This is a genomic window from Hydrogenophilus thermoluteolus (assembly GCF_003574215.1).
Taxonomy (GTDB): domain Bacteria; phylum Pseudomonadota; class Gammaproteobacteria; order Burkholderiales; family Rhodocyclaceae; genus Hydrogenophilus; species Hydrogenophilus thermoluteolus.
The window spans coordinates 1494476-1509301 of record NZ_AP018558.1 but is presented as its reverse complement, the minus strand read 5'-3'; the positions used below and the strand labels follow the sequence as shown (position 1 = coordinate 1509301).

At 63.1% G+C, this 14826-nt stretch carries 13 protein-coding genes and 1 pseudogene; 8 read left to right on the top strand and 6 right to left on the bottom strand.

Features of this window, described 5'->3' with window-relative positions; translation table 11 throughout:
• Positions 1–6: 6 nt before the first annotated feature.
• From HPTL_RS07345 to HPTL_RS07320, 6 genes are read right to left on the bottom strand one after another with little or no spacing between them, the layout of a single operon-like run.
• Positions 7–963: a TAXI family TRAP transporter solute-binding subunit gene (locus tag HPTL_RS07345; RefSeq protein WP_119336126.1), complete on the bottom strand. Its 957-nt coding sequence runs from the start codon at positions 961–963 to the stop codon at positions 7–9.
• A gap of 46 nt (positions 964–1009) precedes the next feature.
• Positions 1010–1612, bottom strand: a complete 603-nt coding sequence (locus HPTL_RS07340) for a hypothetical protein (protein WP_119335402.1) — start codon at positions 1610–1612, stop codon at positions 1010–1012.
• Entirely contained in the window at positions 1609–3150 is a 1542-nt protein-coding gene (locus HPTL_RS07335) for a Ni/Fe hydrogenase subunit alpha (RefSeq protein WP_119335401.1), read from the bottom strand. Before HPTL_RS07335 ends, HPTL_RS07340 begins: the two co-directional genes overlap by 4 nt.
• Before the next feature lie 8 nt (positions 3151–3158).
• On the bottom strand, positions 3159–3728 hold the full coding sequence (locus HPTL_RS07330) for an NADH-quinone oxidoreductase subunit B family protein (protein WP_119335400.1): 570 nt from the start codon (positions 3726–3728) through the stop codon (positions 3159–3161).
• Positions 3725–4453 carry a 2Fe-2S iron-sulfur cluster-binding protein gene (locus HPTL_RS07325; RefSeq protein ID WP_119335399.1) on the bottom strand — a complete coding sequence of 243 codons (729 nt, stop codon included), beginning with the start codon at positions 4451–4453 and terminating at the stop codon, positions 3725–3727. Before HPTL_RS07325 ends, HPTL_RS07330 begins: the two co-directional genes overlap by 4 nt.
• A 43-nt stretch (positions 4454–4496) precedes the next feature.
• Positions 4497–6272, bottom strand: a complete 1776-nt coding sequence (locus HPTL_RS07320; RefSeq protein WP_170141303.1) for an NADH-ubiquinone oxidoreductase-F iron-sulfur binding region domain-containing protein — start codon at positions 6270–6272, stop codon at positions 4497–4499.
• 103 nt (positions 6273–6375) lie between these two features.
• Between HPTL_RS07320 and HPTL_RS07315 the strand changes: the two genes are divergently transcribed.
• From HPTL_RS07315 to HPTL_RS07280, 8 genes and pseudogenes are all read left to right on the top strand, one after another.
• A complete protein-coding gene (locus tag HPTL_RS07315; protein WP_119335397.1) occupies positions 6376–7890 on the top strand; it encodes a sigma-54-dependent transcriptional regulator in 1515 nt (504 codons plus the stop codon).
• Positions 7880–8917 (top strand): NADH-quinone oxidoreductase subunit B family protein, encoded by a 1038-nt coding sequence (locus HPTL_RS07310; RefSeq protein ID WP_197713631.1) that lies wholly within the window; start codon positions 7880–7882, stop codon positions 8915–8917. The genes HPTL_RS07315 and HPTL_RS07310 overlap by 11 nt, the downstream gene beginning before the upstream one ends.
• Positions 8914–10338: a nickel-dependent hydrogenase large subunit gene (locus HPTL_RS07305; protein ID WP_119335396.1), complete on the top strand. Its 1425-nt coding sequence runs from the start codon at positions 8914–8916 to the stop codon at positions 10336–10338. Before HPTL_RS07310 ends, HPTL_RS07305 begins: the two co-directional genes overlap by 4 nt.
• A 12-nt stretch (positions 10339–10350) precedes the next feature.
• Positions 10351–11628 (top strand): PAS domain-containing sensor histidine kinase, encoded by a 1278-nt coding sequence (locus tag HPTL_RS07300; RefSeq protein ID WP_119335395.1) that lies wholly within the window; start codon positions 10351–10353, stop codon positions 11626–11628.
• Between the two features lie 32 nt (positions 11629–11660).
• Positions 11661–12827, top strand: a complete 1167-nt coding sequence (locus HPTL_RS07295) for an IS256 family transposase (RefSeq protein WP_119334379.1) — start codon at positions 11661–11663, stop codon at positions 12825–12827.
• 45 nt (positions 12828–12872) lie between these two features.
• Positions 12873–13013: pseudogene (locus HPTL_RS11640) on the top strand (ATP-binding protein); the annotation flags it as partial.
• 129 nt (positions 13014–13142) lie between these two features.
• Positions 13143–13727, top strand: a complete 585-nt coding sequence (locus HPTL_RS07285) for a HupE/UreJ family protein (protein WP_119335393.1) — start codon at positions 13143–13145, stop codon at positions 13725–13727.
• A gap of 19 nt (positions 13728–13746) precedes the next feature.
• Complete coding sequence (locus tag HPTL_RS07280; protein ID WP_119335392.1) at positions 13747–14823, top strand: hydrogenase small subunit; 1077 nt, start codon at positions 13747–13749, stop codon at positions 14821–14823.
• The last annotated feature ends 3 nt before the right edge of the window (positions 14824–14826 follow it).

The window sequence follows — 14826 nt, the reverse complement described above, 5'->3', positions numbered from 1 at the left end:
AAACGATTACATCCAGCCCTTCTCTTTGTAGTAGCGCACCGCGCCTTCATGCAGCGGCGCCGAGAGCCCGTTCTTGATCATGTCTTTCGGATCGAGATGGGCGAAGGCCGGGTGCAGCTTCTTGAAGTCGTCGAAGTTCTCGAAGACCGCTTTGACCAGTTGATAGACGACGTCCGCCGGCACTTTCGCCGAAGTGACCAGCGTGGCGACCACCCCGAAGGTTTTCACCGGATCGGGGTTGTTCGCGTACATGCCGCCGGGGATCGTTGCCGGCGCAAAGTAGGGGTATTGCGCGATCAACTTGTCCACGCCGGGACCGGTGACATTGACCAGTTTGGCGCCACAGGTGGTGGTGGGATCTTGGATGTTCGCGGACGGGTGACCCACGACATAGACGAACGCGTCGATCTTGTTGTCACAGAGGGCTGCGCCGTGTTCGTCCGCCTTGAGTTCGGAAACGAGCGCGAAATCGGAAAAACTCATCCCCATCGCGGGAACGAGGAGTTCCATCGTCGCCCGCTGGCCGGAGCCGGGGTTCCCGACGTTCACGCGCTTGCCTTTGAGATCCTGGAAGTTTTTGATTCCGGCATCGGGCCGCGCAACGACGGTGAGCGGCTCAGGATGGATCGAAAAGACCGCGCGCAGCTCGGTCATCGGGCCAGCGTCTTTGAACTGCTTCAACCCTTTGACGGCGTTGTAATGAACGTCGGATTGCGCGACGCCGAAATCGAGTTCGCCCGCCCGGATGGTGTTGATGTTATAGACCGAACCACCGGTGCTCTCCACCGAGCACCGAATGCCGTGTTGGGCACGATCTTTGTTCATCAAACGGCAGATCGCGCCACCCGCAGCGTAATAGACGCCGGTGACGCCGCCCGTGCCGATGGTGACGAATTGCGCCGCGTGGGTGACCGGCGCGCTGGCCACCGTTGCGGTGACTGCCAATGCGGTGAGCCATTTCATGGGTTTCATCAGCTACCTCCTCTTCGTGGGTGAAAAAACTGTGTAATCAGTTTAGTGTGATGGTGCCATTTGTGCAAATTGGGGTTTCCCCCACTAGCCACGGCCAAAACCAGGTGAGCGTCTCGGCAAGCGCACGGGAGGCAAGCGCAGAGAGGGGAGCGCCCAACGTGAAGTGCTCCCCCCGGATCGCGATTTGCCACAGCGACGCAGGGAGCGCCAAGCCCAGGAGTCGAGCGGCAGCAAGCAGTGCGATGGGCGAGACTTGGTGTGTGCCGACGCTGGCAAGAAGCGGGGCGAGCGTGCCGTCAGGGGGTTCCAGGCGGGTGACTACAAAAGGGGGCGCTGCGGCGCGTTCGGCGCCGTGCGGCGACGCTTCGATCCCGTTGGGGGCGTACGCGTCGACGAAGCAGACCGTGTGCCGGTTCGCCAGAAGGAGCGCCGTTTCGGGGCCCCATTGCAGTTGCCAATGGGTGACGATCGCGTCCCGCCAAGCGGGGGGGAGGGTTTGCTTTTGCCTTTCGATTTCGGCAACGAAACGGGCGCCCAGCGCGTCGTCGCCCCGCAGGTCGTTGCCGCAGGCGAGGATGAGGATTGCACCGGGGGGCGGTGGTGCGGGAAGCAACGGCCGTTCCGGGTACTGAGTTGTCATGTACCCTTAGTCCCGAGCGCTGGCGCTGCCGTGGGGCGCTCGATCGTGCCGTCGCTGTGGCGAACCAGCATGTCGATGGGGGTGGGGACGTCTTTATGGTGGAGCGAGACGACGAGCGGCATCTGTCCGAGCGCATGGGTCGCGCACGAAAGACACGGATCGAACGCGCGCACCGCTACTTCGATGTGGTTGAGCAGCGCTTCGGTGAGCGTCACGCCGGAGAGGAAGGCTTTCGCTGCGGTGGTGACCGCCTGGTTCATCACCGCGTTGTTGTGGGTGGTGGAGACGATGAGGTTGCAATAGGTGATGAGGTCGTCGTCCCCCACTTCGTAATGGTGGATGAGGGTGCCGCGGGGCGCTTCGATCACGCCGACACCCCGGTGTTGGCGTTGGCCGCGCGCGCGCAGTTCTCCCCCTTCCAGATCGGCGTCGGTCAGGAGTGCCTCGATCAGTTCGGCACAGTGGAGCATTTCGATGAGTCGCGCCCAATGGTAGCCGAGCGTACTGTGCGCCACAGTGCCTTGGTCGAATGTGAGAAAGCGCTGTCGCGCGGCTTCGGCACGCGCCGTGGTGAGACGATCGCAATTGATGAGCCGCGCCGATGGGCCGACACGGTAAAACCCGTCGGGTTCGCCGTAGGCCTTGAGGTAGGGGAACTTCATGTAGCTCCACGGCCGCACCGCTTCAACCAGGAGTTGGTCGTAGTCGTTGGGGTCGTAGTGGTCGATGAGGATCGCGCCGTTTGCCTCTTTGACGCGGAACGTACCGTCGTAGAGGTCGAGGCTGCCGTCGGCGGCAACGAGCGAAAAGGTCTTCGTCTGGAACGAACCGAACTGGGCAAAAAAGGGCGCATGCTCGGTAAAGAGGCGCTCGATGAGCGCTACCGCCGCTTCGCACCAACTCCGGATTTCGGGCGCGCGGGAAAGGAGTGCCATTCGTTCGCGGCGGCTCAGATTTTTGTGGATGCCGCCTGGAACGGCGCTCGTGCCATGGATCCGTTTGCCCGCAGTGGCTTCGATGCACTCCTGACCAAACTGGCGCACCAGGATTCCTTGGCGCGCCAATTCCCGTTTTTGTGCGGCTAAACCGAAGACGTTGCGCTGCGCGGGGTCGGCGCTGAACCCCAGAAGGAGGTCGGGCGCCGCGAGGTAGAAGAAGTGCAACGCGTGCGATTGCAGCACCTGGCCGTAGTGCATCAGCCGCCGCATCTTTTCGGCGGTGGGGGGCAGTTGCGTGACACCGACCAGACGGTCGAGCGCTTTGGCCGCGGCCAGATGGTGCGAAACGGGACAGATGCCGCAGAGGCGTTGTACCACCACCGGCGCTTCCCAATAGGGGCGGCCGACGATGAACGCCTCGAAACCGCGAAATTCGACGATGTGCAGTCGCGCTTCGACCACTTGCCCGTCGTCGTCGAGCCAGATGGTGACCTTGCCATGGCCTTCGACGCGGGAGAGCGGGTCGATCGCAACCCGTCGGGTGGCGTTAGCAGGCAGCGACGGGCGGGGGGAAACGGCTTGGGGGGCGTGCTGGGTCATGGTGCCTCTCAATCGTAGCGCAGCGTCGGGTACGGGAAGTGGGGTTCGCGGCCAACGAGCAGGTCAGTGAGGAAGGTCCAGATCACTTCCGCTGTAGGAGGGCAGCCGGGTAGGTAGTAGTCCACGCGGACGATTTCGTGGATCGGATGGACATGTTCGAGGAGGAGCGGCAATTCCGGGTCGTTGGGTACGCGGCTGCCGGGCGCGAGGTGGCGATCCGCTTCGAAGACTTGGGTAAGGAGCCTCTCTACGCGATGCTGGTTGCGCTGCGCAGGTAGCCCGCCGTTGATTGCGCAGGCCCCCACCGCGACCAGGATCCGCGCGGCACGACGATAGGCACGCAACACCTCGACGTTTTCCGCGTTACACACGCCCCCTTCGATGAGCGCGATGTCGCATTCGCCAACCGTTTTCCAGTCGGTGAGCGGCGAACGGTCGAACGTGACCCACTCTGCAAGGGCAAGGAGGCGCGTATCGATGTCGGCAAACGACATGTGACAACCGAAGCAACCGGCAAGCGAAGCGGTGGCGATGCGGATTTTTCGGGGAGGCATCGCGGAGGGTGCGGCAGAGGTCATGTGTAGCGCTCCTTGTCGCTCATCGCTTCAGGCGGGCGGTGGTCGAAACGTCGTTTGCCGATCGGGGTGGTGAATCCCGCCGCTTTGAAGTTGAGGGCGCCCACTGGGCAGATCCGGGCGGCGCGGTCGGTTGCGGCAAGCGCCGTGTCGCCCAGGCGCCCGCTTGCGCTCGTCGCCAGAAGCCGCGACGCGATGCCGCGTCCGCCGATCACGAGCGCCTCTTTCCCTTCGGCCAGACTGGCGCGCACGCAGAGTCCGCACAGGATGCAGCGGTTGGGGTCGAGCCAGAGGTCGGGGTGGCTTGCGTCGATTCGGCGCTGCGGGTAGAAGGGGTCGAAGTGCGACGCGGTCATCCCATGGGCGTAGGCGAGCGCTTGCAGCAGACAATCCCCGCTCTTTTCGCAGCCGGGGCAGAAGTGGTTGCCTTCGGCAAAGAGCATTTCCAGGAGCGTGCGCCGCACGCGGGTAAGCGTCTCGCTTTTGCTCACCACTTGGAGTCCCGGTTGCGCCGGGAGCGCGCAACTGGCCTGAATGCGGCCATTGGCTTCGACGACGCAGAGTCGACACGAGCCGTGATTGCCCATCTCGGGATGCCAGCAGAGGTGCGGGATGTACCGTCCTGCCGCAAGCGCCGCTTCGAGGACGGTTTGTCCGGGAACGAACGGGATCGATTCCTCGTCCAGGGTGAAGGTTTCGCTGGCGAAAGGGGGCGTAGTCGGGCGCATCAGCAGACCTCTTTGGGGTAGGCGCGGGTAGCGTGGTGGGGGGTCATCGTGTCACCTCCGGTTGTTCGAATTGCGCCAAGTGGGCGTGCGGGTCGTCGCGGCCGGTGAGGCGGCGCGTCGCGGCGAGTTCGGCGTCGAGCGAAAAGGCGGGGATGAAGTCGTGGGGCTGCAGCTGCGCTTCGAGTTGTTGCCGGAAGTGCGCGATGAGGTCGCGCACCGGGTTGCCCGCAGAAAGGCCGAAACCGCAATTGCTCGCCAGCCGCATCGCTTCGAGCGCGGGGGCGAGCCGTTCGAGGTCGAAACGTGTCGCGTAGCCAGCCGCGATCTTCTCGAAGGTTTTGGCGATGAGCTGGGTGCCCACCCGGCAGGGGGTGCAAAAGCCACAGCTTTCGTGCGCGAAGAAACGCGCGAAGTGGTGGACGATCGCGACTGGGTCGCGGCGGACGTCGAAGACCATCACGGTGCCGTTACAGGGAAGTGCTTCGAACGCGAGCGGCCGCGCCAATTGCTCAGGGGTGGCCGGTAGGAGCGTACCGGACGGACCAGAGACTTGAACGGCGTACCGGGTACCGAGTGGGCGCGCGGCGGTGACCACGTCACCGAGCGCAACCCCGTAGGGAAATTCGTAGAGGCCGGGCTGGGCGACGTCGCCGCTCACGCAGAAGAGCTTCGGGCCCGAGGAATCGGGGGTGCCCAGCGCGCGCCACCACGCAGCGCCGTTCCCGACGATCGCAGCAACCGCAACGAGCGTTTCGACGTTATTGACGACCGTGGGGTGCCCCAGGTATCCCTGCGTCACCGGGTACGGGGGGCGGACTCGGGGACGACCCGGTTTTCCTTCCAGCGATTCGATCAATGCCGACTCTTCGCCGCAGACGTACGCGCCAGCGCCGAGCGCAATTTCGAGGGTGACGCGCTCAGCCTGCGGCACCGTCGCTTGGGCGGAGGCGATGCGCTCGCGCGCCGCTTCGAGTTGGGGCAGAAGATATTGGTATTCGTACCTCAGGTACAGGATTGCTTTGTCGGCACCGATCGCACGCGCGGCGAGGATCATTCCGGCAAAGAGGTGCTCCGGGTAGCGGGTGAGCAGCACCCGATCCTTGAAAGTACCCGGTTCGCCTTCGTCGGCGTTGCAGATGAGAAATCGTTCGGGGTCGGCATTTTCGCGGCAAAAACGCCATTTGGTTGCGGTGGGAAAGCCCGCGCCGCCACGGCCCCGCAGACCGGCGTCGGTAACCGCCTGGAGAATCGCGTCGGGATCGTGCGCTGTGGGGTGTTCGAATACCGCTTCGGCAGGTGTCGTGTCAAGCCAGGTCAGCAGTGGGCCGTGGCGGTGGATCGCGTTGGTGACCGCAAACCATTCGGTAGGCCATTGGTCCATCGGTATCTGCGCTTGGATTTTTTCGATGAGCGCATCGATGCGCGCCGCGTCGAGTCGGGGCATCGGTCGACCGTTGATGAGCGCTGCCGGGGCCTGATCCGAAAGGCCCGCGCACGCGGTCCAGCCGACGAACAAGCGCGCGTCGGCGGTGCGTTGCCCGGGTTGGATCGCGAACGCGGCGCAGAGGTGGTTGCAGAGCGCGGCAACCCCTGCGTGGTGGTCGACGACGTGATCGACGAAGTGGATCTGGTAGCGCGCCGGTGGGGTTTGGAAGAAGTGGTAGAACGAGGCCGTTGCGGCGATTTCGCCTGGCGGTAAAGAAAATGCGGTGCTCAGTTCCGCGAGCGCTTGGGCGTCGAGCGGACGGCCAAACCGCGAACGTGCTTGGTGAAGCGCTGCGAGCAACCCGGGTGCCGTGCGCTGTCGTTCGGTGGTCATGGTTCCTCCTCCTCGTGTTGCCATTATAGGCAAAAAATTCGGACGTAAAGTGCTTGTGATAGATTCTGCAGGGTCAGGCGCATGGGAAGGTTGAAGGGGAACGATGGGCGAAGCGCAACCGCCGCTGGGGTTGTTGGTGGTCGATGACGAAGTGCGTTCGCTCGAAGCGATCGAACGCACCGTCGAAGAGGAGTTCACCGTCTTCACGGCAACGAATGCAGAGGCGGCGCGCGAACTCTTGACGACGTGGGCAGAGCGTGCCCCGATTGCGATCGTGTTGTGCGATCAACGGATGCCGGGGACGTCTGGCGTGGCGTTTCTCAAAGAGGTCCGTGAGCGTTGGCCGCAGGCGATTCGGATCATCCTCTCGGGATATACGGACGCGGAGGCGATCATCGCCGGGATCAACGACGCCGGTATCTGGCAATTTCTGCTCAAGCCGTGGCAGCCCGAGCAACTGTTGTTGGTATTGCGGCGCGCGGCCGAGCTCTGGCGTCTGATACGCGAACACGAACGGTTGACGCAGGAATTGCGTGTCTCAGCGCCCTATCTGGCGGGCCAAGTGGCGCAGAAACGGACCGAGGTGTACCATCGGTTGGGGTGTGACGCGATTTTGTGCGCACCGCAAAGCCCGTTGGCGGAGATTCGGCAACTGGTGGCCCGGCTGGCGACCTATGATTTTCCCGTGTTGATCACCGGAGAGTCAGGGGTCGGAAAAGAGATGGTGGCCCGAGCCTTGCACTACAGCAGTCCGCGCAGCGAAGCTCCGTTCGTGACGCAGAACTGTGGCGCGCTCCCCGACACGCTGCTGGAGTCCGAGCTCTTCGGCTATCGCAAGGGCGCTTTCACCGGAGCCAACGAAGACCGTGCGGGCCTTTTTCAGCAAGCGGACGGGGGAACGCTGTTCCTCGACGAGATCGGCGACACCAGTCCCGCATTTCAGGTGAAACTGCTGCGGGTGTTGCAAGAGGGTGAGTTTCGGCCGCTGGGCGGGAACAAACCGGTTCGGGTAAACGTCCGCGTGGTGGCGGCGACGAACCGGAATTTGGCCGAAGAGGTGCAAGCCGGACGGTTTCGCGAGGATCTCTACTACCGCTTGGCGACCTTTGCGATCCACGTGCCACCGTTACGCGAGCGGCAAGTCGATATCCCCGTTCTGGTCGACCATCTGGTTGCAGAAGCGGAAAAAAGCCTGCAAAAAAGGCTTCACGGCGTCACCCCTGCTTGTCTCGAACGGTTGACTGCCTATTCATGGCCGGGGAATGTGCGGGAAATGGCGAACGAAATCTTGCGTCTCGCCGTGTTGAGCGAAGACGGATGGCTGCACGAACGCCACCTGTCGCCACGGATCGCCGTTGCCGGGACGACGGGGCGGGGTTCGGAGGGTAGGACGACAGCGGAATCGTCCCCGTTCACGGAGATCATCGGTGGGGCGAAAGGGTCGCTGCGCGCGCGGCTCGAAGCGATCGAAAAAGCGATCATCGCCGAGACATTCGCCTCACACCGCGGAAATCTGTCGCGAACCGCGCGGGCGTTGGGGTTGTCTCGGGTGGGTTTGCGCAATAAGATGACACGGTTGGGGTTACTGAACGAAGAGGGGCAGAGCGGTGGCGGATGATCCGAACGGCGATACGGCGTTGCCTCGCCTCAGGGTGTTATGGCTGCAAAGCGCCGGGTGTGGGGGCTGTAGCCAATCGTTGCTCTGTTGGGAACCCGACGATTGCTTTTCCGTGCTGGAAAGCGGTGGGATCGACTGGGTATGGCACCCTGCGTTTTCGTTCGAAGGGGGTGACACCGTTCTTGAACGACTGGAAGCGTGTGCCAATGGGGACGAACCGTTCGACGTGCTCTGCGTCGAAGGGGCGATGTTGCTGGGTCCCAATGGCAGCGGTGCGTTTCATCGTTTGGGGGGCACCCACAGCTGTGCGGAGTGGGTCAAGCGGTTGGCGAAGCACGCGCGATGGGTGATCGCTGTTGGCTCGTGTGCGGCGTGGGGTGGGTTCGGTGCGGCGATGCACGACACCCTGTGGCAGTCGTGCGGCCTGCAATTCACCGAAAAGCAGCGCGGTGGCCTGCTGGGCAAGCAGTATCGCTCGCGAGAAGGGTGGCCGGTGATCAATGTGGCGGGGTGCCCCATTCACCCGGCGTGGCTGGTCGAATGGTTGATCGCGCTGGCCGATGGTGTAGTGACGGTCGACGATCTCGACCCGTGGGGACGACCGCTCTTCTATGCGCAACACCTCGTTCATCACGGCTGCCCGCGCAACGAGTATTACGAATTCAAAGCGAGCGCCGAGACGCTGGGGCAGTTGGGCTGCATGATGGAACACCTGGGGTGCAAGGGAACGCAGGCGCATGCCGACTGCAATCAGCGTCCGTGGAATGGCAACGGCTCGTGTCTCAAAGGCGGCTATCCGTGCATCGCCTGCACGGAGCCTGGGTTCGAAGCGCCTGGTCATCCCTTTCAGGAGACGCCAAAGGTGGCTGGGATCCCGGTGGGGCTTCCTACGGATATGCCGAAGGCCTGGTTCGTCGCGCTCGCTGCGTTGTCGAAATCGGCGACCCCGAAGCGGGTGCGCCGCAACGCGCTTTCCGACCGCGTCGTCGAACTGCCGGGGCAGCGCGGGAAGGAGCCGAAACCATGACGACGGTGCGGTTGGGGCCGTTCAACCGCGTCGAGGGGGACCTGGAGGTGACCCTCACGCTCGATGCCGCCGGATTTGTTACGCGTGCGCAGGTCAATTCGCCGCTTTTTCGCGGGTTCGAACGGATTTTGCAAGGTCGCGCGCCGCTCGATGCGCTGACGATCGTGCCGCGGATCTGCGGAATCTGTTCGGTGGCGCAATCGATGGCTGCTGCGCAAGCGCTCGCCGACTGGGCGCGCATCAAACCGGTGCCCAACGGGGCGTTGGTCGCGCAGACCGTCTTGGCGGTGGAGAATCTTGCGGATCATCTCACCCATTTTTTCCTCTTTTTCATGCCGGACTTTACCCATTCGGCGTATCGCACCATGCCGTGGTTTGATGCTGCGGTGCGGCGCTTCGCACCGTACCGCGGGGAAAGCGCCGCGCGGTGGTTGGCGGCGCGGGCACAGTGGTTCCATCTGGTGGGGTTGTTGGCCGGGCGCTGGCCGCACACTTTGGCGGTGCAGCCGAGTGGGACGACCCGGACGATCCATGCGATGGAGCAGCGCGAATTGCTGCGCATGGTGGGGCAGATGCGGCGCTACCTCACCGAGTCGCTTTTTGGCGATACGCTGGATGCGGTCTTGGCGCTCGACTCCGCCGATGCGCTCTTGGCATGGGCAGAGGGGCGGGAAAGCGACGCCGCGTTCTTCATCCAGGTGGCGCATGCGCTCGAACTCTTCACCGTTGGTCGGGCGTACGACCGTTTTCTTTCTTATGGTGCCTACCGCGCCTGGCCAGCGGGCGTTTGGGAGCGTGCCACCGCAGCGTCTGTGCCGCTCGATGAAGCGGCGATCGTCGAGGAGGTCGCGGCTTCGTGGTTGGGTGGGGCGGCAAGTCACCCTGCCGAGGGCGAAACCGTGCCGTGGCTCGAACGGCCTGACGCGTACAGCTGGTGCAAAGCGCCGCGGTATCACGGCGCGCCGGCCGAGACAGGGGCGTTGGCGCGGGCGGTGGTCGCCGGCGTGCCGCTTGCCCGCGATCTCGTGCAGCGTTGGGGGGGGAGCCTCTTCAGCCGGGTCATCGCGCGGCTCTGGGAGTGCGCGCGGATCGTACAGTGGGTCGAAGCGTGGCTGACGGAGATCGACGTCAAAGCGCCGTTCATCGAACCGGTCGTTTGGCCCAATGAAGGGCGTGGCGTCGGGCTCGTCGAAGCGGCGCGCGGCGCGCTGGGCCACTGGCTGGAGGTGGCGAACGGACGGATCCAGCGCTATCAGATCATCGCACCCACGACGTGGAATTTCTCACCGCGTGACCAGACGGGGCAACCGGGGCCGCTCGAAAAAGCATTGGAGGGGCTTACTACGGGTGCGGGGGCGATGCCGTTCGTGCACCACGTGGTGCGATCGTTCGACCCGTGTATGGTTTGTACCGTGCATTGAGGAACAGGGGGCGTGGCAGAGGCGGCACGTTTCAACGATACGGAGCACGACGCAGACCACAGCGATGACGCGGTGTGGCTCGAAGTGGTGCGCAAAATGGACGAGGTCTACCAAGACCTCTTGCGCTACGAAGTCGAGCTGGAGACGAAAAACGCCGAGCTCGAATCGCTGCGACAATTTTTCGCCAGTGTGCTCGACAGCATCAGCGACGTGCTGATCGTCTGCGACCTCGAGTGGCGGATCGAAGCGGTGAATGCGGCGCTGAGTCGGTTGGTCGGCCAAGCGCAAGAGACGCTCATCGGGGCATCGTTCTTTTCCCTGTTGGCCGATACGGACCGAGAGCGGTTTTGCGGGGGCACGGGGATGCCGGTGGTCGAGCGGCACGACTGTGAGTGCCAGGTGGTCACCGCGGACGGAACGTCTACGCCGGTTTCGTTCAACTGTACGGTGCGGCGCGATCTTGCGGGACGGGTGTCGGGCGTCGTGATCACCGGGCGTCCGGTTGGGGAGTTGCGGCGCGCCTACGAAGCGCTGCGGGAGGCGCACGAAGCGTTGCAGCGCACCCAAGGGCAGTTGGTCCATTCGGAAAAGATGGCGTCGTTGGGCCGGTTGGTTGCGGGTGTGGCACACGAACTCAACAACCCGATCAGTTTCGTGCTGGGTAACGTGTTGGCGCTGAAACGGTACGCAGAGCGGTTTCAGCGCTTTTTCGCCGCTTGTGCCGCCGAGGGAGCTTGTGCGCCAGCGATTCAGACACTTCGCGAACAGCTCAAGATCGACCGTGCGCTTGCCGATTTGCCGCGGTTGATCGCCGGTTTGGAAGAAGGGGCGCAGCGTAGCCGCGACATCGTCGACGCGCTGAAACGGTTTTCGGCGGTCGACGGCGGCGAGATGCACGAAGTCGAACTGGTCGAGGTGATTCGGCGTGGTGTTCATTGGGTCACGTCGTCGGTGCGTGGCGCGTTCCGGGTGGATCTGGCGTTGCCCGAATCGATGCGCGTCTGGGGCAACAGCGGCCAGCTGCAACAGGTGGTGATGAATTTGGTCCAGAACGCCGCGGACGCGACAGCCGATCTTCCCGAGGGGCGGTTGTCGATTACCGCCCGTGAAGAGAATGGCGGTTGGCGCGTCGATTTCGTCGACAACGGCCCGGGTATCCGACCGGAACATCTGCCCCACCTCTTCGAGCCATTCTTCACGACGAAACCAGTGGGACAGGGGGTTGTGTACCATCCTTTCTGTAAATTCCGTTTAGCGCCTCTGGCAGGAAGTGCGCGGCGCTCGGTCTGACGCCATGACTTCGAGAAAGGAGTATGCCCATCATGGCGATGCGTGTCGAAACCAATCCTTTGGAAATGGCTTATGCTGTGTTGCTCGAACACGGACTGGAGGGTGCCGGCGAGGCTCTGCGCATCCTCGTCAATGAAGCCGCCAAGATCGAACGATCCCAGTTCCTTGGAGCGGCGCCCTATGAACGTAGTGAGCGACGGCGTGACTACGCCAACGGGTACAAACCCAAGACGGTACTCACCCGCCTTGGTGAGCTGACCTTTCAGGTGCCCCAGGTGCGTTGCGGCGACTTCTACCCTTCTGCCCTCGAAAAAGGCACCCGCACCGATCAGGCGGTGCATCTGGCCCTGGCCGAGATGTACGTCCAGGGGGTCTCCACCCGCCGGGTGATCGAGGTACTGCAGCGCCTGCTGGGGCCGGAGATTTCGCTCTCCACCGCCCAGGTGAGCCGTGCCGCCGCCAGGCTCGACGAGGGGCTTGCGGCCTGGCGCGAGCGTCCTCTGGGCGAAGTGCCCTATCTCTTTCTGGATGCCCGTTACGAGAAAGTGCGGCTGGAAGGGCGAATCGTCGATTGTGCCGTCTTGATCGCCGTCGGCGTCGATGCGACGGGCAAACGGCGGGTGCTCGGTTGCACGGTGGCCACGTCGGAAGCCGAGATCAATTGGCGACGTTTCCTGGAATCCCTCCTGGCCAGAGGGTTGCACGGGATCAAGCTCATCATCGCGGATGATCATGCGGGCCTCAAAGCTGCCCGCAAAGCGGTGTTCCCTTCTGTTCCCTGGCAGCGTTGCCAGTTCCATCTGCAGCAAAACGCCGGCCAGTTCGTCACCCGACAGGAGGCGAAAAAGCACGTCGCCGCGACACTGCGCGCGATCTTCAATGCTCCGGACAAGGCAGAAGCCGAGCGGCTTTTGAAAGCCGCCCTGGACACCTGGCGCAAGGAGCATCCGAAACTGGCCGAGTGGGCCGAAACCGCGATTCCTGAATCCCTGACGGTGTTCGACTTCCCCGCTGCGCACCGTATCCGTTTGCGTACCACCAACGGGCTGGAACGCATCAACCGGGAACTGCGACGACGCACCCGGGTGGCCAGCATCTTCCCCAACATGGATTCCTGCCTGCGCCTGGTCTCGGCGCTGCTGGCCGAACTCGACGACGAGTGGATGACCGGCAAGGTCTATCTCAACCTCAACCCGTAACCCCGGCGTCATGACCAACACCACGGAAATTTACAGAAAAAAGGTTGCACAACCGGACAGGGAACCGGTTTGGGGCTGGCGATCAGCTACGGTCTGGTGGAAAAGATGGGGGGCAAGCTGAGCGCGGCCAATAACCATGATGGTGGAGCGATGTTTACGTTGTGGTTACCAGCGGTTACTTCGTAACCATCATAACCAGACGATCAATATCGTTTTTGTTGTTATCTCATTGATCTATAGCGAGTTTCCCGTCGATCGTTTTTTTGGCACACTTTTTGCATCGCATGGTTCCGTTCAACACCATGGAGGGTAACCATGCACAACGGCAAAAAGTGGCTCGGTGTTCTCTTGTGGGCACCGTCGTTGGTTTGGGCGCATACCGGTAGCCATCCGGTAGCGGGCTTTTTCTCTGGGTTTTCGCACCCTCTCAGCGGTATCGACCACCTCTTGGCGATGGTTGCCGTTGGGCTGTGGGCAGGGCTCGTCGGCGGACGTGCGACGTGGCGCTTGCCGCTCGCGTTCGTTGCTGCACTCGTTGCCGGGTTCGTGACCGCGATCGCGGGGTTGGGGTTACCCGCTCCCGAAACGGGTGTGCAGCTTTCGCTTTTGGTCCTGGGTCTGTTGTTGGCGTTCGCGGTGCGCTTTCCTGAAACGGTCGCGATCGCGATGGTCGCGCTCTTCGGGCTCTTTCACGGCCATGTACATGGCTTGGAGGTCGTGTCGCCGCAGCTCGCCGTTTCCTATGGAGCGGGAATGGCGTTGATGAGCACGGTGTTGCACGGGGTCGGGGTTGTGTTGGCGCGCGTGGCGCTGACAGGGCGCTTGCCCGGTGAGGCATCTGCGGTGCGCTTCGCAGGCGTGGCAGTGGCTGCGGTGGGGGCGTTGCTCTTGACCGCATGAGAAGAAGGGGAGGAGTAGCGTGGAAACCTTTTACGAAGTGATGCGGCGCCAGGGGATCACACGGCGCAGTTTTCTCAAGTTTTGTAGCCTCACCGCCACGGCGCTGGGGCTCGGGCCCAGTGCGGTGCCGCGCATCGTCCATGCGATGGAGACGAAGCCGCGCACGCCAGTGATCTGGGTGCACGGGTTGGAGTGCACCTGCTGTTCGGAATCGTTCATCCGATCGGCGCATCCGCTTACCCGTGACGTGGTGCTGTCGATGTTGTCGCTCGATTTCGACAATACGTTGATGGCGGCGGCAGGTCACCAGGCGCTGGCGGTGATCGAAGAGGTGCGGGAAAAGTACAAGGGGCGTTATATCGTCGCGGTGGAAGGCAACCCACCGCTGAACGAAGATGGGATCTTCTGTATCCACGGGGGACGTCCGTTCATCGAAGAGCTCAAAGAGGTGTGCGCCGACGCCAAAGCGATCATCTCGTGGGGTGCGTGCGCCTCGTTCGGGTGTGTGCAAGCGGCAAAACCCAATCCGACACGTGCTACGCCGGTGCACAAAGTGATCACCGGCAAGCCGATCATCAATGTGCCCGGTTGTCCGCCGATCGCCGAGGTGATGACCGGGGTGGTGACCTACATGCTCACCTTCGACCGGATCCCCGAACTCGACCGCCAATTGCGACCCAAAATGTTCTACGGGCAGCGCATCCACGACAAATGTTACCGCCGTGGTCATTTCGACGCGGGGCAGTTCGTCGAGGCATGGGACGACGAAGGGGCGCGCAAAGGCTACTGCCTCTACAAGATGGGGTGTAAAGGCCCGACCACGTACAACGCCTGTTCCTCGATCCAGTGGAATGGTGGCGTCAGTTGGCCGGTGCGTTCCGGACACGGTTGCATCGGCTGCTCGGAAGACGGCTTCTGGGACAAAGGGAGCTTTTACGACCGGGTCACGACGATCCAGCCGTTTGGCGTCGAGGCGAACGCCGACAAGGTAGGGAAAGCAGCGGCTGGTGCGGTGGGTGCCGCCGTTGCGGTGCATGCGGCGGTTTCGGCGCTTTCCCGTTTGCGCAAGCAGCCCGAAACCACGACCACGGAATGAGGC

Coding starts and splice junctions, on each gene's coding strand:
- HPTL_RS07345 (WP_119336126.1), bottom strand. CDS start 963: ATGAAATGGCTCACCGCATTGGCAGTCACCGCAACGGTGGCCAGCGCG.
- HPTL_RS07340 (WP_119335402.1), bottom strand. CDS start 1,612: ATGACAACTCAGTACCCGGAACGGCCGTTGCTTCCCGCACCACCGCCC.
- HPTL_RS07335 (WP_119335401.1), bottom strand. CDS start 3,150: ATGACCCAGCACGCCCCCCAAGCCGTTTCCCCCCGCCCGTCGCTGCCT.
- HPTL_RS07330 (WP_119335400.1), bottom strand. CDS start 3,728: ATGACCTCTGCCGCACCCTCCGCGATGCCTCCCCGAAAAATCCGCATC.
- HPTL_RS07325 (WP_119335399.1), bottom strand. CDS start 4,453: ATGCGCCCGACTACGCCCCCTTTCGCCAGCGAAACCTTCACCCTGGAC.
- HPTL_RS07320 (WP_170141303.1), bottom strand. CDS start 6,272: ATGACCACCGAACGACAGCGCACGGCACCCGGGTTGCTCGCAGCGCTT.
- HPTL_RS07315 (WP_119335397.1), top strand. CDS start 6,376: ATGGGCGAAGCGCAACCGCCGCTGGGGTTGTTGGTGGTCGATGACGAA.
- HPTL_RS07305 (WP_119335396.1), top strand. CDS start 8,914: ATGACGACGGTGCGGTTGGGGCCGTTCAACCGCGTCGAGGGGGACCTG.
- HPTL_RS07295 (WP_119334379.1), top strand. CDS start 11,661: ATGGCGATGCGTGTCGAAACCAATCCTTTGGAAATGGCTTATGCTGTG.
- HPTL_RS07285 (WP_119335393.1), top strand. CDS start 13,143: ATGCACAACGGCAAAAAGTGGCTCGGTGTTCTCTTGTGGGCACCGTCG.